Origin of the sequence: Bradyrhizobium sp., from assembly GCF_016213215.1 — a bacterium.
In the GTDB taxonomy this organism is placed as follows: domain Bacteria; phylum Pseudomonadota; class Alphaproteobacteria; order Rhizobiales; family Xanthobacteraceae; genus Bradyrhizobium.
The window spans coordinates 69,210-91,845 of record NZ_JACRAW010000056.1; the positions used below are offsets into that span (position 1 = coordinate 69,210).

Genomic DNA, 22,636 nt, shown 5'->3' on the forward strand with positions numbered 1-22,636 from the left:
CTGCCTGGCGTTCACTGCACAGATGCTCTCAAGCGGTGGATCGTTCCGGCAACGTCGGTCCATGCCGGCTTGTCCGGGGCAAATTGCCGCCGCAGGAAAGTGACAAGCTCCACGATCTGCTCATCGTTCATGCTGCCTTTGAAAGCAGGCATATAGCCGAGTTTGCTGAATGGCGGCTCGGGGATGCCGTGCAGGATGACCTGGACGAGATTGTCGGGCGTTGCGCTGTGCAGGTTGCTGTTCAGCGACAGCGAAGGCCGGCTGCCGAACAGCGGCAGCCCGCCGACTTCGTGGCAGACCGCGCAGGCACCGAGATAAAAGCGTGCGCCGGCCGACCCCGCGAAGCTGACCTTGGTCGATGCCTCGAGGTTCGCGGCACGCAGCGCTTGCGCCGCTCGATCAGGCGTCGCCTCGTTGAAAGAAGCGAGATAAACCGCCATCGCGCGGATGTCCTGGTCGGGAAGGCTCGCGAGATCTTTCACGATCGGGGCCATCGGCCCGGCGGCCACGCCGTGAAAGCGGGATTCGCCGCTGCGCAGGTAGGCGTAGAGTTCGTCCTCGCTCCAGGGAATCGGCGCCTGTGACAGCGAGGTCAGCGGCGGCGCCTCCCAGCCCTCGGCGAAGCCGCCGGCGAGGTAGGCGTCGTGCTTTACCGCGCCCAGCGCATTGCGCGGCGAGTGGCAGGCGCTGCAATGGCCGAGGCCTTCGACGAGATAGGCGCCTCTGTTCCACAGATCGGACTTGGTCGGATCCGGTGTCAGCGGGGCGGTTTGGTGGAAAAGTGCATTCCAGCCAGCGAGAAGCGGGCGGATGCTAAAGGGGAAGACGAGCTGGTTTTCCGGAGCCTTCGCCTGCACCGCCGGCTGCGCCATCAAATAGGCGTAGAGCGCCTGCAGGTCGGCATCGCTGGTCCTGGCATAGTGCGTGTAGGGGAAGGCGGGATAGAGGTGCCGGCCGTCGCGGTGGATGCCTTCGCGCATCGCACGTTCGAAGGCCGGATACGACCAGGCGCCGATGCCGGTTTCGACATCGGGCGTGATGTTGGTGCTGAAGATCGTGCCGAACGGGGTTTCCAGCGCGCGGCCACCCGCGTTGGTCGTGCCGCCCACGGTGGTGTGGCAGACCGCGCAGTTGCCGAGCGCCGCGAGTTGCTCGCCGCGGGCGATGGTTGCGGCCGAGTAGACGGAAGGATCGGGGCGCGTGATCGGGGCAAGCGCGCGCCATGGCAAGACCGCGGCGCCGAGACCGATCGCAGCCGTGCACAGTGCGGCAATGGTCGCGAACACCCCGCGTCGCTTCGCGAAGGGATTCTGCCATGTGCTGACCGAGGCTGGCGGCGATGCGGACGCCGAGATCGCCGCGGGCTTTTCCGGGGCATCGCCGCGCAATCCCTTCAATATCCGTTCCGGCGTGAACGGCGGCTCACGGAAGCGCACGCCGGTGGCGTCGAAGATTGCATTGGCAATGGCCGCGGCGCTCGGGACCGATGCGGATTCGCCGACGCCGAGCGGCGGCTGATCGGGGCGCGGCACCATCAGGACGTCGATCTTGGGAACGTCCGGGAAAGGAATGATCGGGTAGGCGCCCCATTCGCGCGTCGTCACCGAATGCCGGTCGAAGGAGACTTCTTCCATCAGCGCGCGGCTGGTGGACTGGATGACGTTGCCCTGGATCTGGTGGCGCACGCCATCCGGATTGATCATCAATCCGGAATCCTGGCCGGCGACGACGCGCGTGACGTTGACCTCGCCGGTCGTCTTGTTCACCGCGACGTCGGCGATCCAGGCCGACCAGGCCGCGCCATAGCCCGGAAACTTGCTATGGACGTAGAGCGCATAGGCAAAGCCGCGTCCATGCACGACGTTGCCGGCCTTTTCCTCGCGGACCGGCCGCGGCGTCCAGCCGGCGCGCTCGGCAACGGCATTGACGAGGTCTACGGCGCGCTGGTCCTTCAAATAGCGCAGACGGTATTCGATCGGATCCACGCCGGCTTCGGTCGCGAGCTCGTCGATGTAGGATTCGTGGGCGAAGGTGTTCGGCAGAGCCGAAACACCGCGAATCCACGAGGCACGGACAATCGGCGGCATGTCGTGGGCGACTACGCGCATGTTATCGTAGTCATAGGGCGGGATCGCGGTGCGATCGCCCATCTCGAACACGGCCGGGTCGGGCGCGATCCTGCCGGTGAGCAGGAGCGCCAACGTCGGCGCGCCGTTAGATGGATAGCGCGTGGCAAAGTCGTAGGCCGCAACGCCGCCGTCAGCAGCGAGACCGCCATTGACATCGATCAGCTGCGCGGTGCCCTTGGGCTCCCAGGCGTGTTCCTGTTCGCGGGTCAGTTGCACGCGCACGGGACGGCCGACCGCGCGCGAGAGCAGAAGCGCGTCCGCAGTGACATCGTCGGCGCAATTCCGGCCATAGCAGCCCGCCGCCTCCATCCGGATGACCTCGATCTCGGCTTCGGACCGTTCAATCAGGAGCGCAAGGTCGCCGCGCAGCACATGCGGGTTCTGCGTGCCCGACCAGACCCGGATGTGCCCTTCCTGATAGTCGGCGACCGCGCAGGACGGGCCGATCGAGGCGTGCAGCTGGTAGGGCCAGAGATAGGTGCGCTGCATCGGCTTGTCGGCGCCGGCAATCGCCGCCGCCACGTTGCCCTTGTCGATAAGCGTGCGCGGCTGGGATGGATTGGTCCTCAGAGCAGTTTCGAGATCCTTCAGGTCCGGCAGCGTCGGCGTCGGCTTCCAGCTCATCTTGAGCTGCGCCGCTGCCTTGATCGCGGTTTCCTCGCGCTCGGTAACCACGCCGACAAAGTCGCCGATCCTGACCACGGCGACGAGGTCCGGGATGTCGCGCACGGACGACTCGTCGACGGCGATCAGGCTGGTGCCAACGAAGGGCCCGGCATCCACGCCGGCATAGGGCGGGCGAACCACCCGGCCATGCAGCATGCCGGGCACGCGGACATCGTGCACATAGACGAGTTCGCCTGTGGCCTTTGCGGGCAGGTCGACGCGCGGCACCGATTGCCCGACGATGGTATAGGCGCTGACCGCCTTCACCTCGACGTCGTCGGCAAGCTCGAGCCGGATGGCCTCGTCGCCGATCAACTCGCCGTAGCTGAGGCTGCGGTTGTCCTTGCCGCGAACGAGGCCGTCCTCGATCCTGAGATCATCGGACGCAAGCTCGAGCCGTTCGGCCGCGCGCGAGATCAGGAAATGGCGCGCCTGCGCCGCGGCTCTGCGCAAGGGCACCGCCGTGATCTGGATGGTCTCGCTGGCGATCGTCGCGCCCTGGTCGGGGACGACGGCGGTATCGCCGAGCACGACGACAACGCGGGCAAAGGAGACATCGAGCTCTTCGGCGACGATCTGGCCAAGCGCGGTACGAATGCCAGTCCCGAGATCGACATGACCATTATAGGCGGTGACCGATCCGTCCGCCGTGATCTTGATGAAGGTCTCCGCGCCGTCGGAACCGGTCCGACGAAAGACCGACAATGATCCGGACGATCGTCCCTGTGAGTTCGGCAAGTCGGAGGCAGAGCTCATCAATCCTGCACCTCGGTGACTTTTCCTGCCGCACGCATGACCGCGCGCAGGATCTCGACGTGCGTACCGCAGCGGCAGAGATTATAGCGCAGCGCCTCCAGGGCTTCCTGTTCGGTGGGATGGGGATTGATTGCGAGCAGCGCCTTTGTCGTCATGATCATGCCGTTCAGGCAATAGCCGCATTGCGCGGCCTGTTCCTCGATGAAGGCCTGCTGCACCGGATCGGGATGATCGCGCGTGCCCAGTCCTTCCAGCGTCACGATCTGGCGCCCGACGCAGCCGCTGATCGGAATGACGCAGGAGCGCGCCGCGGCGCCGTCGATCAATACCGTGCAGGTGCCGCATTCGCCGAGACCGCAGCCGTATTTCGGACCGTTCAGCTCGAGATCGTTGCGCAGCACGTGGAGCAGGGGCGTATCGGCTGCGGCATCGATGTCATGGGTCCGGCCATTGACGGTGAGGCGGATCGGCGTCTGCGTCATTGGCTCCATCCAAGCCTTGGGGTTGCATTGCAAACTTCGACTCCCGGACAGTACCGTTTGTACACAAACGTGCAAGCCGGGGATTCCGCACTGCACGCGTTTGCCCGCTTTCTGGACAAAGATGATAGGCAAATGAGCGTATATTCGGCAGGGTCGGGTTTTCGCCAGCGGAGGCGCTTGACAGCCTTTCGCGTCGCGCGCAACATCATTCGTATACGAATGATAGGTCACGCGTCGTTACCCAACAGCCGTTTGGCGGCGTGAAACTGGTTCGCAGGCTCTGACATGGCGAATGAGACGAACACCGGCGCCGACAAGATCCGCTGCGATGCCTGTCCGGTGATGTGCTACATCAAGCCGGGTGCGGCCGGCGCCTGCGATCGCTATGCCAACGACAACGGGCGGCTCGTCCGCGTCGATCCGCACATTCTTCTGGAGCGCACCGTCTCGCATGGCGGACGGGTGGTGCCCTTCCACCGCGCCGAGGATTGGGACGGCCGAATCGTCAACGCGCCGAGCACCTTTGTCACCGCGATCGGTGCCGGCACCACCTATCCTGATTACAAGCCCGCGCCGTTTATCGTCTCTGCCGAAATCGATGGCGTCGACGTGGTCACGGTCGTCACCGAGGGTATTTTCAGCTACTGCGGCGTGAAGGTGAAGATCGACACTGATCGCTATCTCGGACCCGAAACCGCAGCGGTGCGCGCGCAAGGCGAGGTGGTCGGGCACGTTACCACCAGCGAGTACGGCTCGCAGATGCTGTCGCTCGGCGGCGTCCATCATCTGACCGGCGGCTCGAAAAAGGAGGGCCGCGTCACCTGCGACACGCTGATGGATCTTTCCAAGTGCAAGCCGGTCGAGCTCACGGTCGAAGGCGGCTCGTCTGTGGTGGTGCAGGCGGGACAGCCGCCGATCGTCAACGGCGTCAAGGAAGAGCGCATGCGGGTCGGCTGCGGCTCGGCCACGATCGGCATGTTCGCCAAGCAGTGGCTTGGCAAGGTCGACGAAGTCGTGGTGGTCGATGACCACATTACCGGCGTGCTCAGTGAGCACCAGGCCGGCAAGTTGCTCGATATTGCCGACACCGGGATCAAGATGAAGGGACGGCGCTCGACGCCGGGCCGCTATTTCCAGGTCGCCGAGCCGGGCACCGGCTGGGGCGGCACCAACATCTCCGATCCGCTGTCCATCCTGGGCCCGTTCGATCCCAAGGTCGCACGCCCCGGCTTGACCATGCTGATGGTTTCGACAACCGGCGAGCACGCCTCCTATTATGTGCTCGACGACGCACTTAAGCCGATTGAAAAGGAGATGCCGGCGGCCCTGAAGTTCTCCGTTGAGCGGATCCAGGAGAATTGCGAGCCGGCGATGTGCACGGTGCTGTTCATGGCGGGGGCCGGCGGCTCGCTGCGCGCCGGCGTCACCGATAATCCGGTGCGCCTGACGCGGTCGGTAAAGGACGCACTGACGCGCGTCACCAGCGGGGGCGCGCCGGTCTATGTGTGGCCGGGCGGCGGCATCACGTACATGGTCGACGTCACGCGGATGCCGGCCGCCGCCTTCGGCTATGTGCCGACGCCGGCGTTGGTGGCTCCGATCGAATTCACGCTCAAGCTGTCCGACTATGCGGCGCTGGGCGGGCACATGGATGCGGTGCGGCCGCTGTCCTCGTTGAAGAACAGTACGGAGGTCCGGCTGATGCCATGGCAGCATCCATTGCCCGGGCGACGCACATGACAAGACTCCCGCAGATTGCCTGGCTGGCGGACGGACGGCGGCTGCATTTGCAGGATGGACCGATCGACCTGATCGTCGAGGCGAGGGGGAGCGAAGCCGATATGCACGCTGCCTATGTGATGGCGGCGCGGCGTTTCGCCGGCCTGCTGGACGAGCTCTGCGCCGAGCTTTCGGAACTTCGCAAGGCCGCTGTGCCCGCGACATGTTCGTTGAAGGGCGTCGTCGCGCGACGCATGTACGCGGCGGTCGCGCCCTATGCCGCGGATTGCTTCATCACCCCGATGGCGGCTGTCGCCGGCAGTGTCGCGGAAGAAATCCTCAGGGCTATGATCCGGGCGGGGCAGCTTGATCGCGCCTATGTCAATAATGGCGGCGATATCGCCTTGCACCTCGCCCCGGGAGAGCATTTTGCCGTCGGCGTGATGGATCGCCCCGACCGGGGCGGCCAGGTGCGAACGCTTACGATCGATGCCGATGATGCCGTGCGGGGCATTGCGACCAGCGGACGGCATGGCCGCAGCTTCTCGCTCGGCATTGCCGACGCGGTGACCGTTCTCGCCAAGACGGCATCGCGGGCTGATGCGGCCGCGACCATCATTGCGAATGCGGTCGATCTCCCCGGCCATCCCGCCATCATCCGCCGCCCGGCCAATGAGGTGCAGCCCGACAGCGACCTTGGCGCGCGCCTCGTGACGCGCGATGTCGGTGCGCTTTCGCCGAGCGAAATCGGGCAGGCGCTCGAAACCGGCGCGCAAAGTGCACGAGAATTGCTTGCGGCAGGGCTGATCGAAGGGGCCGTGCTGTGCCTTTCCGGTGATATGCTTGTCATTGGAGCGAAAGACATCGAGCGGCGCCGTCCGCTTCCTGCCGCAACAAACGCGATCCATATCTGAATAGGGAAGACAGCGATGAGTGCAGTCATCCGCAAGATCGTCACCGTGGTGGAAGAAACGCTGATGGAGATGGGGCAGAAGGTCTCGCCGCCGACGCGTCGTGCCGCCGCCATCGCCGTGATCGAGAATCCGTTTGCCGGCCGTTATGTCGAGGACCTCTCTCCCTTGATCGCCATTGGCGAGGAGCTTGGCGAGTTGCTCGCCAAGAGGGCGGTCGCTGCGCTCGGGATCGAGGGTGGGAAGGTGCACAGCTACGGCAAGGCCGCCGCGGTAGGCGAAAACGGCGAGCTGGAGCATGCGGCAGCGATCTTGCATCCGAAAATGGGAGCGCCGGTGCGGAAGGTGCTGGGCAAGGGCGCTGCGCTGATCCCGTCGTCGAAAAAGCGAAGCGGCCCGGGAACGACGCTCGATATTCCGCTCGGTCACAAGGATGCGGCATTCGTCCGCAGTCATTTCGACGGCATGGAAGTGCAGATTAATGATGCGCCGCGTGCCAATGAAATTATGGTGGCGGTCGCCGTCACCGACAGCGGCCGGCCGCTGCCAAGGGTCGGCGGGCTGGCGGTAGCGGAAATCAAGGGCGAAGACGGCCTGAGATAGGTACTTCAACAGGAGGTAGGGATGCGACGGAGCAGATATTTCATCGGCGCAGCGTTAGCGCTTCTGACCGGCGGCATGGCCAATTCGGCCCTGGCGCAAAGCGAGATCAAGATCGGCGAAATCAACAGCTACTCGCTGCTGCCTGCCTTTACCGAGCCCTACCGCAAGGGCTGGCAGCTCGCCCTCGAGGAGGTCAATGCCGCGGGCGGTATCAACGGCAAGAAGCTGGTCGTCATCTCCAAGGACGACGGCGGCAAGCCGGCCGACGCGCAGACCGCCGCCAACGAGCTGGTCTCGAGCGAAGGCGTTGCGATGCTGGCGGGCACGTTCCTGTCCAACATCGGCCTCGCGGTCAGCGACTTCGCCAACCAGAAGAAGGTGTTCTTCCTCGCGGCCGAGCCTTTGACCGATGCCATCACCTGGTCGAAAGGCAACCGCTACACTTTCCGCCTGCGTCCGTCGAACTACATGCAGGCGGCGATGCTGGTCGAAGCCGCGGCGAAATTGCCCGCAAAGCGCTGGGCGACGATCGCGCCGAACTATGAATACGGCCAGTCGGCGGTCGCAGTGTTCAAGAAGTTGATGTCGGAGAAGCGGCCCGACATCCAGTGGGTCGACGAGCAGTGGCCGCCGCAGGGCAAGATCGATGCGGGTCCGGTGGTGCAGGCCGTTGCCGCCGCCAATCCCGAAGCGATCCTCAACGTCACGTTCGGCGCCGACCTCGTGAAGCTCGTGCGTGAGGGCAATACCCGCGGTCTGTTCAAGAATCGTGCGGTGGTCTCGTTCCTGACCGGCGAGCCGGAATATCTCGACCCGCTGAAGGACGAAACGCCGGAGGGCTGGATCGTCACCGGCTATCCCTGGTACTCGATCAAGTCGCCCGAACACGACAAGTTCTTGAAGGCGTATCAGGCCAAGTACAACGACTATCCGCGGCTCGGCTCGATCGTCGGCTATCAGACGATCAAGTCGGCAGCAGCGATCCTGACCAAAGCCGGCTCGACTGATCCGGAGAAGCTGATCGCGGCCGCCGAAGGGCTGTCGGTGGGCTCGCCCTTCGGCGAGATCACCTTCCGCAAGATCGATCACCAGTCGACGCTGGGCGCCTTCGTCGGCAAGACGGCGCTCAAGGACGGTAAGGGCGTGATGGTGGAATCCAGCTACAAGAAGGGCTCCGACTATCTGCCGAGCGATGCGGAAGTAGAGAAGCTGCGCCTGAAACAGTGACGCTCAGGCGACCGAGGCCTCATGGTTCGAGACGCGCGGTCATGCCGCGCTCCTCACCATGAGGATCTCGGACCTCATCCTGAGGAGGCGCAAAGCGCCGTCTCGAAGCATGAAGCCCGCGTGCTTGGAATTTTACCAATTGGACCGCTAATGGCCTTTTATGTCGTACAGTTTCTGACGGGACTTGCCAGCGCAGCGTCGCTGTTTCTGGTCGCCTCGGGCCTGTCGATCATCTTCGGCGTGACGCGGATCGTCAATTTCGCCCATGGCGCCTTCTATATGCTCGGCGCCTATATCGCTTTCACGCTGACGGAGCAGTTTTCGGGCGCGCTCGGATTTTGGGGCGGCATCGTTGTCGCCGCGGCGATCGTCGCGCTGGCCGGCGTGCTGGTCGAAATCGTGCTGCTCCGGCGCATCTATCATTCGCCGGAACTGTTCCAGCTCCTTGCGACCTTCGGCCTGACCTTGATGGTCGAGGATCTCGTGGTGCTGATCTGGGGGCCGGACGATTTGCTCGGCCGCCGGGCGCCGGGATTCAAGGGGGCGATCGACTTCTTCGGCCAGAACATCCCGAGCTATGACCTGTTCCTGATCGTGCTCGGGCCCGTCGTGCTCGCCATTCTGTGGCTCCTGTTCCAGCGCACGCGCTGGGGCATCCTGGTGCGCGCCGCGACGCAGGACCGCGACATGGTTGCCGCACTCGGGGTCAATCAGAAATGGCTGTTCACGAGCGTGTTTGCGGTTGGCGTCTTCCTGGCCGCGCTCGGCGGCGCGCTGCAGATTCCGCGCGACGCCGTGCACCATGCCATGGACCTGCGCGTCATCGTGGAAGTCTTCGTCGTGGTCGTGATCGGCGGGCTCGGCAGCATCGTCGGCGCCTTCGTCGCGGCGGTCCTGGTATCGGAGCTGAATGCCTTCGGCATCCTGATCTTCCCCAAGATCTCGATCATTCTCGTCTTCCTCGTCATGGCGGTGGTGCTGATCATCCGGCCATGGGGTCTGTTCGGGAAGGCGGAAGCGCCGGCGCGCCGCACGCCCGGTCTCACCGTCAATCCGTGGCGGCCGCTGACCTCCGGCGAACGGCTTGCCGCGCTGGCGGCACTCGCGGTGGCGGCGGCGCTGCCGCTGGTGGGCGGTAACTATGCTCTCACGGTCGGCGCCGAGATCGCGATTTTCGTGATCTTTGCCGCCAGCCTGCATTTCCTGATGTCGGTGGGCGGGCTCGCGTCGTTCGGTCACGCCGCCTATTTCGGGCTCGGCGCCTATGGCGTGGCGTTTCTCGCCAAGATGGCCGGCCTGCCGATGATCCTGTGCCTGTTGCTCGGACCGCTGCTCGGCTGTGTTGGGGCCGCGGTGTTCGGCTTTTTCGCCGTGCAACTTTCGGGCGTCTATTTTGCGATGCTGACGCTCGCCTTTGCGCAGATCGTCTGGTCGATCGCCTTCCAGTGGGTCGCGGTCACCGGCGGCGACAACGGCATTCTGGGCCTGTGGCCGGAGAGTTGGGCGGCGAGCCCGTCACACTTCTATTGGCTTTCGCTCGGGATTGCCGCGGCTTCAGTGATTGCGTTGCGCATCGCGATCTTCTCGCCGTTCGGCTATGCGCTTCGTGCCACCCGTGACTCGCTGTTGCGCAGCGAGGCGGTCGGCATCGATGCCAAGCGCATCCAGTGGACGGCGTTTGTGATCGCGGGGACCGTGGCGGGTGTTGCCGGCGCGTTGTTCGCCTACCTCAAGGGCAGCGTGTTTCCGGACAATCTCGGGATCTCGCTCTCGGTCGACGCACTGGTGATGGTCCTGCTCGGTGGGGTCGAGACGGTGTCGGGACCGGTGATCGGCGCGATCGTCTACAAGGCGCTCAACATCTGGCTGGTCAGCCAGACCGACCTCTCCAAGCTGGTGCTAGGGGCCTTCATCGTCGTGATCGTGGTGGTGTTTCCCAAGGGCATCGTCGGCATGCTGGAAGCGTTCACGCAGCGGCGCCGGCCTTCATCGGCGAAATCGTCGCTTGTCACATCCCCGATCGAGTCCGCCGAATGAGCAACGCATCTCCATTGCTGTCGGTCGAGCGGCTCACCAAGTCCTATGGTGGCATCCATGCCGTGCGCGGCGTGTCCTTCGAACTCAGGTCCGGCGAGATCCTCGCGCTGATCGGGCCGAACGGCGCGGGCAAGAGCACCTGTTTCGATATGCTCAACGGCCAGAACACGCCGGACACGGGGCGCATTCGTCTGCTCGGCGAGGACACGACCGGCAAGAAGCCACGCGAGGTCTGGCGGCTCGGGGTCGGACGCACCTTCCAGATCACCGCGACTTTTCCGACCATGACGGTGCGGGAGAATGTGCAGGTGGCGCTGATCTCGCATGGCCATCAGCTGTTCAATCTGTGGGGCTCCGCGTCGGGTTTTGCCACGGCGGAGGCCGGGCGGCTGCTTGATCTCGTCGGCATGGGCAGCTACGCCGATCGTGCCTGCGGCGAGCTTGCCTATGGCGACCTCAAGCGCCTGGAGCTCGCGGTCGCGCTCGCCAACCAGCCGAAGCTCCTGCTGATGGATGAACCGACCGCGGGCATGGCGCCGCGCGAGCGCATCGACCTGATGCGGCTCACGGCCCGCATCGCCCGCGAGCAGTCGATCGGCGTGCTCTTCACCGAGCACGACATGGACGTGGTGTTCGAGCACGCCGACCGCGTCCTCGTGCTCAACCGCGGGACCCTGATCGCCGAAGGATCGCCCCAGGAGGTCCGCGGCAATCCGCAGGTGCAGGCGGTCTATCTCGGCGAGGGGCTGGTCTATGACGAACGCCACCGGAAAGGAGCTTCCGCATGAAGCTCTCCGTCCAGGACCTCAATAGCTTCTATGGCCCGGCGCACATCCTGTTCGATATCGCGCTGGAAGTGGGCGAGGGCGAGGTGGTGGCGCTGCTCGGACGCAACGGCGCCGGCAAGTCGACGACGTTCCGCTCCATCGTCGGGCTTGTCGAGCAGCGATCGGGGCGGATCGAGTTCGAGGGCAGGGACGTCTCGAACAAGCCGACCCATGAAATCGTTCGCGACGGCCTCGGCTATGTGCCCGAAGAGCGCCGCATCTTTACCGACCTGACTGTCGAAGAGAACCTCGAAGTCGGTCGCCAGCCGAAGCGACCGAACGCGCCGCACTGGACGCGGGAAAAGCTGTTCGACCTGTTTCCCAATCTGAGTGAGATGCGCAACCGTCCCGGCGGACGGATGAGCGGCGGCGAGCAGCAGATGCTGACGATCGCGCGGACCTTGATGGGCAATCCATCGCTGGTTCTTCTCGACGAGCCGTCGGAGGGCTTATCGCCCAAGATCGTCGAGCAGATGGTCGATGCCATCCTCACCATGAAGAAGGAAGGCGTCAGCATTGTCGTCTCCGAGCAGAACCTGCATTTCGCCCGGCTGATCTCCGATCGCGCCTACATCATCGAGCGCGGGCGGATCTGCTTCGGCGGTACCATGAGCGAGCTCGACGCGCGTCCGGACGTCCGCGACGCGCATCTGTCGTTGTGATTGCGGCGGGAGAGAGAAAGGGGCGAGAGACAATGGCGAGGGGTGTCGCGGTCAAGAAGAGCGTCAAGCCTGCCAAGCCGTCGTACATTCTCGACGAGCAGATCGGCTTCATCCTGCGCCAGGTGTGGCAGCGGCATGCCGCGATCTTCGCGCGCGACATCGGCGTCGCCAACCTGACGCCGACGCAATGGGCGGCGCTGTCCAAGCTCAACGAGACCGGCCCGTGCTCGCAGAACCAGCTCGGCCGGCTGACGGCGATGGACGTCGCCACCATCAAGGGTGTGATCGATCGGCTCACCGCGCGCGGTCTGACCGAGACCAGCTCGGATCCCGAGGACGGCCGGCGCCTCCTGGTCAGCCTGACCCGCGCCGGCCAGCAGCTTGCCGAGAAGGCGGCGCCGACCGCGTTGGCGATCTCCAGGGAAACGCTCGCGCCGCTCGATGCAAAGGAGCGCGAGATGCTGATGGCGCTGCTCAACAAGCTGCGGTGATTGCGCATTCATAGGGTGGCAAAGGCGCGCAAGCGCCGTGCCCACCATATCTGTGATCGTGAATGGTGGGCACGCTTCACTTTGCCCCGCCCTACGGCTTCGTCATTGCGGGGCACGCGCATCGGGGCCGACCAACCAGAGCGTTCCGGCCTTGGTCCAAGTGAGCGCGATCGCCAACGGCACGATCCAGCACATCCAGGCTGCGACGGCGTAGACCTGATCAAATGGCCACATCAAGACCACAGCCGCGGCAGTAACCAGCCGCAGCCAGATTGCGGCCGACGCAACTGCGGCCATCGCAATCATCAGCCGCGCATGGCCTGCGATGTTGCCGGACCGGATTGCACTGATCGCCGCCGCAGCCAGTGAGAGCCATGTTACGCCTTGGACAAACATCCCGGTTCGCGCGACGCTGGTCGCTTCGCTTGAGAGAGCTACCGGAAGAGCGGTCAACGCGCCGACGAGGATGCAACAGAAGGCAGAGCGACCGATCAGACGATGTACGGCTGGGTAACATCGTACGAATACCGCGAAAGGGATGAGGATAAGAGCCAGTCCCGAAGCAATCATGTGCAGGGGAAACGCGATGGGAAGTCGCTGAAGGACAAGGTACAAAGGATAAGGCAACGGCATCGATCCGAAGCCAAGGGTAATCGCCATGATTCCCGTCGGAAGGATCACAGAGGAAACGATGATGAAGGCGCTTACACGAGCAAGACTGACCGAGCGCGCACGCGTTTCGGACAGGGAAGCAGTTCGTTGCGGGCCGGTACGCTCCAAATGGGCATTCCTTGCAGCGATTGCAGCGGCGATATTCGTCTGGCTTGGTGTGGGCCGTGCAGCGCTCGCCGTGAACGCTGGCATTTCCGTAGCCGATCTCGAGGGACGTTGGAAGGACGACAGGAAGAATCTCGTACTCGACATATCGAGATGCGGCGGCGGCTGGTGCGGCGTCGAAATTACGGGCGAAAACGCCTGCGGCCGGACCGCCTTGCGAATGGAGGAGCCTCCGTCGCGTGAGGCTAGTCTGGGCGGCCGGCTCGAACTGGCGGCCGAGGCCCAACCCTATTCAGTCTGGGCGAGGCTCCGTCGAAATGAGCAAGGACTTCGTCTGCTGATAACGGGCCAAAGCGGAGACAGGATAGAACCCTGGCGCCGTACCTACCCGTTCATGGCAACGCTTGCGCGCATAGGCGACGTGCAGTGCCGGCCGGATGCCAAGGTCTCGTAAGGATGGGCGCGGGCTGCTGATAGCGCTGCCCAACAAGCTGCGGCGACTTGAGATCGTCATTCCGGGGCGCGACGGAGTCGCGAACTCTGATGTGCTTGCACATCAGAGAATCCATAACCACGGGCTGGGACTATGTTTCCGGGCCTGCGCCTTTCGGCGCATCCCGGATGGCGGCCTGAGTTGTCTGGAAACTAATTCGCCACGATCTCCGGGATCTTGCCGGCGGGCGGGGTGTTGCGGCTGCGCTGGGTGCGGACGATCCCGTCGATGATGGTCATGCCGACGCCGGGCAGGTCGCCGAGCTGCACGCTTTCCAGGATGTTCTTGCCCGGCGAATGCTGGGCCTTGTCCATGATGACGAAATCGGCCGCCCGGCCGACCTCTATCAGCCCGCAGTCGAGCGCCCGCATCCGCGCGGTATTGCCGGTGGCAAAGCAGAAGGCGATTTCGGCGGGCACCTCGCCGAGCGAGGACAGCATCGAGATCATGCGCAGGATGCCGAGCGGCTGCACGCCGGAGCCAGCGGGCGCATCGGTGCCGAGGATGATGCGGCCGAGTTCGCCCATCTCGCGCGCGGTGCGCATGGTGTACAGGGCCGAGCGCTCATTGCCGTTGTGAACGAGCTCGAGCCCGCGCTTGCAGCCCTCGCAGATGCAGCGGATCTGGTCGTCGGGCAGGGCGGTGTGACCGCCGTTGATGTGGCCGATCACGTCGGTATCGGCCTCCAGCACAACGTCTTTGTCGATAAGCCCGGAGCCCGGGATCGACGGACCGCCGGTGTGGATGGTGCTCTGGATCCCGTATTTGCGCGCCCAGCCCACCATCTTGCGCGCGGTGGGACCGTCCTTGACGCCGCCCAGCCCGACCTCGCCCAGCAGCTTGACGCCGGCGGCGGCCATTTCCTTGAAATCCTCTTCCACCATCTCGCACTCGATCACCGGTGCGCCGGCGTGAACCTTCACCCCGCCGGGGCGCAGGGTCCAGAACGCGCGCTGAGCGAACACGGCCATCGCCTTCAGCCCGACCACGTCGCGCGGCCGGCCGGGCATGTGTACCTCGCCCGCCGAGATCATGGTGGTGACGCCGCCGTGGAGATAGCTGTCGATCCAGTTGATCTGGTTCTGCCGGGGTGTCCAGTCGCCGGCGACGGGGTGGACGTGGCTGTCGATCAGGCCGGGCGCGACGGTCGTGCCCTGCGCGTCGACAATCGTGGTGGCTCCCTCGGTATTGACGTCCTTGGCGCGGCCGATGGCGGTGATCCTGCCGTTTTCGGCAACGATGGTGTCGGCGTCCAGGATCGGCTTCTCCATGGCGCCCGAAAGCACCAGGCCGATATTGCGGATCACAAGCTTCGTCGGGCCGGCGGCCTGGGGTGCGTCATGCGCCATGGAGGGGGCTTCCTTTCCTTACCTGCAATGCTCGTAATCTTGAGCCCGGCTTGACCGCGGGATCAAGCCGGATTATTCATTTGTATACGAATGATCGTACACGAACGATCGTACAGGACTGACCTCGGCCCCGCAATTGCCTTGGGGCTGGCATGGCGGCTCCGAAGGACCGGCGAGATGAGCAATTTCAACCACGAAAGCGTCTTGAGCGTTCACCACTGGACAGACACGCTGTTCAGCTTCACCACCACCCGCAATCCGACGTTCCGCTTCCGTAACGGCGAGTTCACCATGATCGGGCTCAACGTTGGCGAGAAGCGGTTGCTGCGTGCCTACAGCGTCGCCAGCGCCAACTATGAGGACAAGCTCGAGTTCTTCTCGATCAAGGTGCCGGACGGGCCTTTGACCTCCCGCCTGCAACACCTGAAGGAGGGCGACGAGATCATCGTCAGCCGCAAGTCCACCGGGACGCTGGTCATCGACAACCTGGAAGACGGGCGCAATCTCTACCTGGTCGGCACCGGCACGGGACTTGCGCCGTTCCTTAGCGTCATCAAGGATCCCGAGACCTACGAGCGTTTCGAGAAGGTGGTGCTGCTGCACGGCTGCCGACGCGTCGCCGAGCTCGCCTATGGCGAAATGATTGCCGAGAAGCTGCCGAAAGACGAGCTGCTCGGCGACTATGTGCGCAGCCAGCTTATCTACTATCCGACCGTGACCCGCGATCCCTTCCGCAACCGCGGCCGCATCACCGACCTGATCACCTCCGGCAAGCTGTTCGCCGATATCGGCCTGCCGGCGTTCGAGCCCGCCATGGACCGCGTCATGATCTGCGGCAGCCCGGCGCTGGTGCAGGACATGCGCGTCCTTCTGACCGAGCGTGGCCTTGTCGAAGGCAATCACGGCGAGCCGGCACAGTTCGTGGTCGAGAAGGCGTTCGCGGAGCGCTAGGCGCTGTTCCGCCGAGAAAGGGCGCATTTCGGCGATTGGGGCCGCATTCCTGCCTCGCGACGCGCTACTATGATGGAACCGAATCAGCGGAGTTCCATATGGTTGCGGACAGCAACAGCAACATCGCCTGGCACCGGGTTCAGCTGAAGAAGAATCGCGATGCCTTGAAGACGCTTGAAACCGCGCGCTTCACGATCGGCGAGATCGCGACTTCAAAGCGGGATGGACAAGCCCAGAAAGCGATTGCCGAGCTGCAGCGCAAGATCGCGGACTCGGAACGCTGCATCGCCGAGTATGAGAAGCGCACGCGGCGGCCGCTCACCACGGACCTGCAGAGTCTCACCAACGCGAGCTGGAGCAACTGGAACTCCCATGCGCCTCATCAGCCGCGCAAGGGTGGCCAGCGCTCCTCGGGACGCAACTGACCGAAGCGACTTCGCGGCGCGCGCAATTCTAGCATCCGCATGATCGATTGAATTCCGCGGGATCTTTCCCCGTGACGCACGCGGCCTCGCGTGCACTTGTCATCATCATCCTTGGAAACATGTTTGAATGCATGCGTTGACTCTTCAATCCGCGCAAGCGTGAGGAGCTGCGCGACGGCTCCGAACGCGGTTCGCAGGAGGCTTGAGATGACCGGCAAGATTCCACCCGTTCCGCCCGCCAACCGAAGCCCAAAAGGATCAGGAGACGACAAGCAGTCCGCTGCTGATCAGACGCCGCGCGGGCAACGGCGCGTCAAGAATCCGGACCAGCAGGGACAGCAAGCGAACATCAAGCAGAACACGACCAACCAGGGCTACCAGCAAGACCGCTGAGGACAGCAATGTCGACATCCACCAAAACGCCAAACAGCATTCGCCAGGGCGGGCCCGGCGCATCGCATGAAGATGCGAAAGCCCCTTTGAAGGTCAAGAAGCCGCCGGCCGATGATCCGAAACGCAAGCGCAGCCGGATTTCCGGGGGAGGTGGCGAGCGCGATGTCCACCACACCCATGACCCGGCCGGTAAAGCCGGCGCGTAAAGGTCAGGAGTTCACATGAACAAGCAACCGAAGCTGAACATACCCAGCGGAAAGGATCTCCGCGCCAATCCGCTCATCGGCGGCTCGAAAGGCGCCGCCATGGCCGGAGCCACAGCCGAGGATATCGAGGATTCTCTCGGCGAAAACACCATAGAAGGCGACGTCGAGAACGATGTGAATCTCGCTGGCGGCATCGACAAGGATGTCGCCCGAAGCGGCGCGCCGCGCAGGGGCCGCTGAGCGAAGGACAGGAGATCGGCGATGCAAGGCAGAAAAACGCACGGAGAGGAACATGCCGGGTGGACGTGGCAGCAAGACACATTTCAGATCAGGCACGCAGGGCAAGGGCGACGGGACCGGCGCCTTTACCGAGCTTCCGAAGGCGAAGATTGGCGACAACATGATCCTGTCTAACCGCGACAAGGCCCAGCATTCCGATATCCGCGGCATGGACGGCAAGGCCATCCAGACGGAGCAGTACCAGGACCACTCGGCCAATCGGCTGGTGGATGAGGATGAAAGCCAAGAACCTGATTGATCTCCGCCGAAGCGGATATCGGGCGGACCGGCTAAGACCCGGTCCGCTTTCCTTGTGCCGCGAAGTCGCGCTCCCAGCCGAACACGGATCGACCATCAAGCTCGGGGGAGGCTGCGCGTTCGGCGGCAATGAGGGCGTCCACCGAAGGACCCCGTGCGGTACGCTCCAGTCGTCGTGCCTGATCGTCGAGGCGCTTGATCGCCTGCATTTCCTCCTCGCGCCCAAGCTTGGCGTTCTGCACCGCGCTCTTCAGCACGAGGATGGTCTCGTCATAGACCTTGATCGGGACGGGATAGGGATGGCGGTCCTTGCCGCCATGCGCCAGCGAGAAACGCGCCGGATCGCGGAATCGATAAGGCGCGCCGTGAACGACCTCTGCCACCATCGCCAGTGAGCGCACGGTGCGGGCGCCGACGCCGGGCGTCAGCAACAGCTCGGGAAAGTCGATCGGTCCGCGCTCGGCCGCGGCGGCCAGCGTGCCGTGAAGGCGGCGCGCGAACACGTCCTTGGGACGCACATCGTGATGCGCGGGCATGACGAGGTGCGGGAGCACGGCCTGTGCCGGCTCCGTGCCGGTCAGGCGGTCGAATTCGCCGACGATACGATCGGGCCCGAGATCGGCCAACAGCTCAAGTTGCGCGGTGCGCGAGGCATCGGCGCGGTGATCGGTGAGATTGACGATCTGGCCCTGTTCGGGGCCATCAATGGCGCTGTGGGGCTCGTCGACAAAGCTCTTCAACGTTTCCGAGTGCCAGTGATAGCGACGGGCCTGGCGCCGTTCGCCGTTCATGCCCTGCTGCACGACGGTCCACTTGCCCTCGCTCGTCACGAAGAAGCCGTGCAGGTAAAGATCGAACCCGTCCTGGACCGCAGCGCTGTCGACCTTTGCCACCAGGCGGCTGGCCCGTGTCAGCTTCGCGCCATCGAGGCCGACGCGGTCGCCGAGCAGGCGAAGCTCGTCCGGCGTCTTGCGCGAATGCTGGCCGCGGCCGCCGCACACATAGATCCCGAGCTCGTCCTGCAACGGGCCAAGTCCGCGTTTCAAGGCGCCGATGACGCTGGTCGTGATTCCGGAGGAGTGCCAGTCCATGCCCATCACGGCTCCGAATGATTGGAACCAGAAGGGGTGCGAAAGGCGTTGCAGGAATTCGTCGCGCCCATAGTGATGGACGATCGCCTGCGTCACGACCGCGCCGAGCGAGGCCATGCGGGATGCGAGCCATTGCGGAACGCGCCCGGTATGGAGCGGAAGGTCGGCGCTGCCGGTACGACGGGGCATGCCGAACGATTTAGCCGAGTCCGGGCCAGGATGCACGCGGGACGGCAGTAACCTTGCAAGTGATCGACTCAAACGATCGCACCACGCAGCTTCGGGCATTCCCGAGCGCCAGCAACGCTCCCATTCCCGGGACCTGCGTTGCTTGATCCGCGAGTCGTCGGCCTCATCCGCCAGAGAGCCCGACGCGTTGGCTCGTGGATGCACGATCGTGCGGTCGGCTGCCGAGATCTCGTCTCGCTGGTCCCGCATGGCGGCCAGAGATGCGGACGGCGCGGGAGCATGACTGAACCGACGCCGCGCCGCGCCGCCGGACGGCCGCCCCGGCGACGTGGCGTTTTGAACAAGCGGTGGAGGGTCCGGCCATGCTGCCCGCGTCCCGCGCTTGCCAAGGCCCGGTTCAAGCGGGTAGAAGGGCGCGTTGCTTCGGCGGCGATCAACCGCGATCCGCGCCGCAAGCCCCCGGACAGACCCCTAAGCGGCTGAATTTGTTCGGAATTCCGTTGGGGAATGGTGTAACGGTAGCACAGCAGACTCTGACTCTGCTTGTCTTGGTTCGAATCCAGGTTCCCCAGCCATTAGGCGAATCGTCATATAAATCAGACGCTTATCGTGTGGCCCGCTGTCGCGCTAATACAGGCGACTAGCATAGGCTGCTAGGACGCGCCGACTTCTAGTAGCTGATACGTGCAGATCGCTCGCGATTAAGTTGCTTTTAGGCGCGAACACGTGAAAGTGCGGGACGGCTGTGACACCCGTCCGCTGATCAGAGATCTCCCCCGACAAATTCCATGACCTTCCACTTCAAAGACATTAGCGACACGCTCTGGGACACCGCCGAGCGCCAACGAGAGGGCGGCGAGTTCTACACGCCTCCGCGATCGTCCGCTTCATCGTCGAAATTCTGGAGCCCTATCACGGGCGTATCCTCGACCCCGCCTGCGGCTGGGGCGGCATGTTCGTGTACTCCGCCGAGTTCGTTGAGCGCAGGCTGTATCACGCGGCTGGGCGTCCGGATTGATTATTTTGGGGAAGGGCGGCGATGGCAGAGATCACACGCGAACGCACTGGAGAACTCCTGAGGAAGCTGTTCTCCATTCTCCTGGAGTTCCCCGAAGGGTTGGCGGCGGGCGTCGCCTTGGAACGGTTGGCGGCGAGGGTAGCGCTCACCGAGTACGAAGCCGGCGTGTACCCAAGCAGCGGAGTACGACGGTTTGAGCAGATCGTCCGTTTCGCTACTGTGGACTGCGTGAAGGCGGGATGGCTCGTCAAGCAGAGGGGCACTTGGACCCTCACTGAGGCGGGACGTAGCGCCTATCAATCGATCACTGACCCAGCCGCTTTCTACAGGGAAGCGGTCCGCCTATATCGCGAGTGGGATGCGGCTCGCGGTGCAACAACCGCGCCCGCTGATGAAATTTCCGATGAGATCATCGAGAACGGGGCGACATCGGAAAAGTCGGCACGGATCACGTTCGAACAGGCAGAGGAGCAAGCGCAGAACGAGATCAGGACTTATCTCTCCGCCATCAACCCCTATGAGCTTCAGCAGCTCGTCGCCGACCTTCTCAAGGCGATGGGGTACTATCCGTCATGGGTGTCTCCGCCCGGACCTGACGGCGGTCTCGACATCGTCGCGCATCCCGATCCGCTCGGCACACGGCCTCCGCGCATTAAGGTGCAGGTGAAGCGCAACTCCCAGGCTGTCGACGAAAGCGGGTTGCGTTCGTTCCTAGCGCTGGTGAACGAGGACGACGCGGGCCTCTTCGTGGCCATTGGTGGCTTCACCAAGGGAGCTCGGGATGCCGCCAGGATGCAAGAACGTCGCAAGGTCACCCTAATCGACCTGGACCGCCTCCTAGCACTGTGGATCGAGCACTACGCCAAGCTTGACGACCTCGCGCGGGAGCGGCTGCCATTGACGCCGATCTATTTCCTGACGCCACGGTGAGACACGCGGACGTTCATTCTGCCGTTCCCGCCGCTCTCAGCTTCGAGGCCTTCGATCTCGCCCACGCCGAGCTCAGCGCCGGTCGACGGCAGAATGGTCTACCCAAAATAAGCCGCCTTCACCTCTTCGCGCGCCGAGAGCTCTGACGGCGTGCCGCTGGTAACGACGCGTCCCTTCGACAGCACGAACCCGAAATGCGAGATGGCGAGCGTCTGGCGCACGTTCTGTTCGACCAGCAGCACGGTGATGCCGCGTTGGTTGATTTGCCGGATGATGTTGAAGTTTTCCTTCACGAACAGAGGCGACAGTCCGAGGGAAGGCTCGTCGATCAGCAACAGCTTGGGCGCGCACATCAGTCCGCGCCCTATCGAGATCATGGCCTGCTCGCCACCCGACATGGTGCCGGCGAGCTGGGCGCGGCGCTCGGACAGCCGCGGGAAGATCTGGAATATCTCGGTCATGCGCGCGAGCGTGACCTTGTCGGATCGTTCCTGGTAGGCGCCGACGCGCAGGTTCTCCTCCACCGTCAGCTTGGGGAAGACCTTGCGGCCTTCGGGAATGCAGGCGATGCCGGCAGCAATGATCTTGTGGGTCGGCAGCCTGGTGATGTCCGTGCCGTTGAACACGATCCGACCCGCGCGCGCCGGGGTGAGTCCCAGGATGGAGCGTACCAGCGTCGTCTTGCCCGAGCCGTTTGAGCCGAGCAGGCAGGTGATGCTGCCGGATTGCACGGAAAGCGAAACGCCTTGCAGCACGTCGGCCTTGTCGTAGGCCGTGGCGACGCCATCGAGTTCGAGGATCTCTGCCATCATGACCCTCCCAGATAGGCTTCCTGAACCTGGGAATCGGCCGCGACTTCGCGATAGCGGCCCTCGGCGATCTTGCGGCCGAAATTGAGCACCACGCAGCGGTCGGTGATGCGCTCGATCACCCCCATCTCATGCTCGACGATGATGATGGTCAAGTTCTTGTTGCGCTCGCGCACGAGCATGATGTCGTCCATCAGCTGCGCCGTCTCCTCGTGGGTCATGCCCGCGGAGGGCTCGTCGAGGAGGAGGAGCTTTGGCGTGCTGATCAGCGCGCGGCAAATCTCGATGCGTCGACGGTCGATCATCGGCAGGCCGGCGACCGGCTCGAACATGCGGTCGGCGAGTTCCGGCTCGAACACCTCCACCAGGGCACGGGCCGCGGCATAGTTGTCCTCGAACTCCCTCTTGAAGGCGTTGCGCCGCACGAGGTTGAACCAAAGGCCCTGGTTCAGGCGCATATGGTTGCCGATCATGATGTTGTCGAAGATCGACAACGGCAGCGACAGGCGGGAGCGTTGGAACGTGCGCGCCACTCCCCGCGCGACGATGTCGTGGCTGGGCAGGCCGCGGATCGGCAGGCCGTCGAAGAGGATCTCCCCGCGGGAGCCCGCGTAGACGCCGGTCAGCACGTTGAAGAAGGTCGTCTTGCCCGAGCCGTTGGGGCCGATGAGGCCGAGGATCTCGTTGGGGTCGACGCTGAGGTCCAGGCCCGCGAGCGCCACGACGCCGCCGAATCGCCGGACCAGGCCCCGGGCTTGCAGCAGTGCGCTCATGGCCGCCATCCGGGGAAATATCGCCGCACTGGTCGTGGCAGCAGGCCCTCGGGACGGAACAGGAGCACGCAGATAACCATCACCGCATAGAGCAGGAAACGGTATTCCTGAATGGTCTGCAGTTTCTCCGGCACCACGATGACGATGAACGTCGCCACGATGAGGCCCCAGGGGTTTCCGATTCC

At 64.1% G+C, this 22,636-nt stretch carries 23 protein-coding genes, 1 tRNA gene and 1 pseudogene; 17 read left to right on the top strand and 8 right to left on the bottom strand.

All coding sequences use genetic code 11. The features are described 5' to 3' along the window. Positions 1-11: 11 nt before the first annotated feature. Positions 12-3,551: a molybdopterin cofactor-binding domain-containing protein gene (locus HY852_RS10370; RefSeq protein WP_291604535.1), complete on the bottom strand. Its 3,540-nt coding sequence runs from the start codon at positions 3,549-3,551 to the stop codon at positions 12-14. After that, positions 3,551-4,033, bottom strand: coding sequence for a (2Fe-2S)-binding protein (locus HY852_RS10375; RefSeq protein WP_291604536.1), 483 nt, complete (start codon positions 4,031-4,033; stop codon positions 3,551-3,553). Before HY852_RS10375 ends, HY852_RS10370 begins: the two co-directional genes overlap by 1 nt. A 285-nt stretch (positions 4,034-4,318) precedes the next feature. Between HY852_RS10375 and HY852_RS10380 the strand changes: the two genes are divergently transcribed. The 8 genes from HY852_RS10380 (at position 4,319) to HY852_RS10415 (ending at position 12,510) form a co-directional block, all read left to right on the top strand. Next, positions 4,319-5,773, top strand: coding sequence for a 6-hydroxynicotinate reductase (locus HY852_RS10380; RefSeq protein WP_291604537.1), 1,455 nt, complete (start codon positions 4,319-4,321; stop codon positions 5,771-5,773). Next, entirely contained in the window at positions 5,770-6,666 is an 897-nt protein-coding gene (locus HY852_RS10385) for a UPF0280 family protein (protein ID WP_291604538.1), read from the top strand. The genes HY852_RS10380 and HY852_RS10385 overlap by 4 nt, the downstream gene beginning before the upstream one ends. 15 nt (positions 6,667-6,681) lie before the next feature. Next, positions 6,682-7,266, top strand: coding sequence for an amino acid synthesis family protein (locus HY852_RS10390; protein WP_291604540.1), 585 nt, complete (start codon positions 6,682-6,684; stop codon positions 7,264-7,266). Positions 7,267-7,287: 21 nt separating this feature from the next. Beyond that, positions 7,288-8,493, top strand: coding sequence for an ABC transporter substrate-binding protein (locus HY852_RS10395; RefSeq protein ID WP_291604541.1), 1,206 nt, complete (start codon positions 7,288-7,290; stop codon positions 8,491-8,493). A 150-nt stretch (positions 8,494-8,643) separates the two neighbouring features. Further along, positions 8,644-10,530 carry an ABC transporter permease gene (locus HY852_RS10400; RefSeq protein ID WP_291604542.1) on the top strand — a complete coding sequence of 629 codons (1,887 nt, stop codon included), beginning with the start codon at positions 8,644-8,646 and terminating at the stop codon, positions 10,528-10,530. Continuing rightward, complete coding sequence (locus tag HY852_RS10405) at positions 10,527-11,318, top strand: ABC transporter ATP-binding protein (protein ID WP_291604543.1); 792 nt, start codon at positions 10,527-10,529, stop codon at positions 11,316-11,318. The genes HY852_RS10400 and HY852_RS10405 overlap by 4 nt, the downstream gene beginning before the upstream one ends. Beyond that, the gene (locus HY852_RS10410) at positions 11,315-12,019 is read left to right on the top strand and encodes an ABC transporter ATP-binding protein (RefSeq protein ID WP_291604544.1); all 705 of its coding nucleotides are present in this window, start codon (positions 11,315-11,317) and stop codon (positions 12,017-12,019) included. Before HY852_RS10405 ends, HY852_RS10410 begins: the two co-directional genes overlap by 4 nt. A gap of 32 nt (positions 12,020-12,051) precedes the next feature. Next, on the top strand, positions 12,052-12,510 hold the full coding sequence (locus HY852_RS10415; RefSeq protein ID WP_291604545.1) for a MarR family winged helix-turn-helix transcriptional regulator: 459 nt from the start codon (positions 12,052-12,054) through the stop codon (positions 12,508-12,510). A 102-nt stretch (positions 12,511-12,612) separates the two neighbouring features. On the opposite strand, the gene HY852_RS10420 is transcribed toward HY852_RS10415, so the two are convergent. Next, complete coding sequence (locus HY852_RS10420) at positions 12,613-13,374, bottom strand: DUF2306 domain-containing protein (protein WP_291604546.1); 762 nt, start codon at positions 13,372-13,374, stop codon at positions 12,613-12,615. Positions 13,375-13,932: 558 nt separating this feature from the next. After that, a complete protein-coding gene (locus tag HY852_RS10425; protein WP_291604547.1) occupies positions 13,933-15,129 on the bottom strand; it encodes an amidohydrolase family protein in 1,197 nt (398 codons plus the stop codon). Positions 15,130-15,306: 177 nt separating this feature from the next. Here HY852_RS10425 and HY852_RS10430 point away from each other — a divergent pair, with 177 nt between their 5' ends. From HY852_RS10430 to HY852_RS10455, 6 genes are all read left to right on the top strand, one after another. Then, positions 15,307-16,080, top strand: coding sequence for a ferredoxin--NADP reductase (locus HY852_RS10430; protein ID WP_291604548.1), 774 nt, complete (start codon positions 15,307-15,309; stop codon positions 16,078-16,080). A gap of 98 nt (positions 16,081-16,178) precedes the next feature. Beyond that, on the top strand, positions 16,179-16,505 hold the full coding sequence (locus HY852_RS10435; RefSeq protein ID WP_291604549.1) for a hypothetical protein: 327 nt from the start codon (positions 16,179-16,181) through the stop codon (positions 16,503-16,505). Positions 16,506-16,712: 207 nt separating this feature from the next. After that, positions 16,713-16,898 (top strand): hypothetical protein, encoded by a 186-nt coding sequence (locus tag HY852_RS10440; RefSeq protein WP_291604550.1) that lies wholly within the window; start codon positions 16,713-16,715, stop codon positions 16,896-16,898. Positions 16,899-16,906: 8 nt separating this feature from the next. After that, positions 16,907-17,104 (top strand): hypothetical protein, encoded by a 198-nt coding sequence (locus HY852_RS10445; protein WP_291604551.1) that lies wholly within the window; start codon positions 16,907-16,909, stop codon positions 17,102-17,104. 15 nt (positions 17,105-17,119) lie between these two features. Beyond that, positions 17,120-17,344, top strand: coding sequence for a hypothetical protein (locus tag HY852_RS10450; protein WP_291604552.1), 225 nt, complete (start codon positions 17,120-17,122; stop codon positions 17,342-17,344). A 52-nt stretch (positions 17,345-17,396) separates the two neighbouring features. Further along, positions 17,397-17,642, top strand: coding sequence for a hypothetical protein (locus tag HY852_RS10455; RefSeq protein ID WP_291604553.1), 246 nt, complete (start codon positions 17,397-17,399; stop codon positions 17,640-17,642). A 31-nt stretch (positions 17,643-17,673) separates the two neighbouring features. Here the strand turns inward: HY852_RS10455 and HY852_RS10460 are convergent, their stop codons facing one another. Further along, positions 17,674-18,921: a DUF763 domain-containing protein gene (locus HY852_RS10460; RefSeq protein WP_291604554.1), complete on the bottom strand. Its 1,248-nt coding sequence runs from the start codon at positions 18,919-18,921 to the stop codon at positions 17,674-17,676. Positions 18,922-19,422: 501 nt separating this feature from the next. Between HY852_RS10460 and HY852_RS10465 the strand changes: the two genes are divergently transcribed. From HY852_RS10465 to HY852_RS10475, 3 genes are all read left to right on the top strand, one after another. Then, positions 19,423-19,496: transfer RNA gene (locus HY852_RS10465), tRNA-Gln, on the top strand. A gap of 347 nt (positions 19,497-19,843) precedes the next feature. Then, entirely contained in the window at positions 19,844-19,939 is a 96-nt protein-coding gene (locus HY852_RS10470) for a hypothetical protein (protein WP_291604561.1), read from the top strand. A gap of 21 nt (positions 19,940-19,960) precedes the next feature. Then, positions 19,961-20,869 (top strand): restriction endonuclease, encoded by a 909-nt coding sequence (locus HY852_RS10475; protein WP_291604555.1) that lies wholly within the window; start codon positions 19,961-19,963, stop codon positions 20,867-20,869. A 98-nt stretch (positions 20,870-20,967) separates the two neighbouring features. Here the strand turns inward: HY852_RS10475 and HY852_RS10480 are convergent, their stop codons facing one another. From HY852_RS10480 to HY852_RS10490, 3 genes and pseudogenes are all read right to left on the bottom strand, one after another. Continuing rightward, positions 20,968-21,678, bottom strand: coding sequence for an ABC transporter ATP-binding protein (locus tag HY852_RS10480; RefSeq protein ID WP_291604556.1), 711 nt, complete (start codon positions 21,676-21,678; stop codon positions 20,968-20,970). Further along, on the bottom strand, positions 21,678-22,451 hold the full coding sequence (locus HY852_RS10485) for an ABC transporter ATP-binding protein (RefSeq protein ID WP_291604557.1): 774 nt from the start codon (positions 22,449-22,451) through the stop codon (positions 21,678-21,680). Before HY852_RS10485 ends, HY852_RS10480 begins: the two co-directional genes overlap by 1 nt. Beyond that, a pseudogene (locus tag HY852_RS10490) lies at positions 22,448-22,636 on the bottom strand (branched-chain amino acid ABC transporter permease); the annotation flags it as partial. The pseudogene HY852_RS10490 and the gene HY852_RS10485, both read right to left, overlap by 4 nt.

Coding starts and splice junctions, on each gene's coding strand:
- HY852_RS10370 (WP_291604535.1), bottom strand. CDS start 3,551: ATGAGCTCTGCCTCCGACTTGCCGAACTCACAGGGACGATCGTCCGGA.
- HY852_RS10375 (WP_291604536.1), bottom strand. CDS start 4,033: ATGACGCAGACGCCGATCCGCCTCACCGTCAATGGCCGGACCCATGAC.
- HY852_RS10380 (WP_291604537.1), top strand. CDS start 4,319: ATGGCGAATGAGACGAACACCGGCGCCGACAAGATCCGCTGCGATGCC.
- HY852_RS10385 (WP_291604538.1), top strand. CDS start 5,770: ATGACAAGACTCCCGCAGATTGCCTGGCTGGCGGACGGACGGCGGCTG.
- HY852_RS10390 (WP_291604540.1), top strand. CDS start 6,682: ATGAGTGCAGTCATCCGCAAGATCGTCACCGTGGTGGAAGAAACGCTG.
- HY852_RS10395 (WP_291604541.1), top strand. CDS start 7,288: ATGCGACGGAGCAGATATTTCATCGGCGCAGCGTTAGCGCTTCTGACC.
- HY852_RS10400 (WP_291604542.1), top strand. CDS start 8,644: ATGGCCTTTTATGTCGTACAGTTTCTGACGGGACTTGCCAGCGCAGCG.
- HY852_RS10405 (WP_291604543.1), top strand. CDS start 10,527: ATGAGCAACGCATCTCCATTGCTGTCGGTCGAGCGGCTCACCAAGTCC.
- HY852_RS10410 (WP_291604544.1), top strand. CDS start 11,315: ATGAAGCTCTCCGTCCAGGACCTCAATAGCTTCTATGGCCCGGCGCAC.
- HY852_RS10415 (WP_291604545.1), top strand. CDS start 12,052: ATGGCGAGGGGTGTCGCGGTCAAGAAGAGCGTCAAGCCTGCCAAGCCG.
- HY852_RS10420 (WP_291604546.1), bottom strand. CDS start 13,374: ATGCCAGCGTTCACGGCGAGCGCTGCACGGCCCACACCAAGCCAGACG.
- HY852_RS10425 (WP_291604547.1), bottom strand. CDS start 15,129: ATGGCGCATGACGCACCCCAGGCCGCCGGCCCGACGAAGCTTGTGATC.
- HY852_RS10430 (WP_291604548.1), top strand. CDS start 15,307: ATGAGCAATTTCAACCACGAAAGCGTCTTGAGCGTTCACCACTGGACA.
- HY852_RS10435 (WP_291604549.1), top strand. CDS start 16,179: ATGGTTGCGGACAGCAACAGCAACATCGCCTGGCACCGGGTTCAGCTG.
- HY852_RS10440 (WP_291604550.1), top strand. CDS start 16,713: ATGACCGGCAAGATTCCACCCGTTCCGCCCGCCAACCGAAGCCCAAAA.
- HY852_RS10445 (WP_291604551.1), top strand. CDS start 16,907: ATGTCGACATCCACCAAAACGCCAAACAGCATTCGCCAGGGCGGGCCC.
- HY852_RS10450 (WP_291604552.1), top strand. CDS start 17,120: ATGAACAAGCAACCGAAGCTGAACATACCCAGCGGAAAGGATCTCCGC.
- HY852_RS10455 (WP_291604553.1), top strand. CDS start 17,397: ATGCCGGGTGGACGTGGCAGCAAGACACATTTCAGATCAGGCACGCAG.
- HY852_RS10460 (WP_291604554.1), bottom strand. CDS start 18,921: ATGCCCCGTCGTACCGGCAGCGCCGACCTTCCGCTCCATACCGGGCGC.
- HY852_RS10475 (WP_291604555.1), top strand. CDS start 19,961: ATGGCAGAGATCACACGCGAACGCACTGGAGAACTCCTGAGGAAGCTG.
- HY852_RS10480 (WP_291604556.1), bottom strand. CDS start 21,678: ATGGCAGAGATCCTCGAACTCGATGGCGTCGCCACGGCCTACGACAAG.
- HY852_RS10485 (WP_291604557.1), bottom strand. CDS start 22,451: ATGAGCGCACTGCTGCAAGCCCGGGGCCTGGTCCGGCGATTCGGCGGC.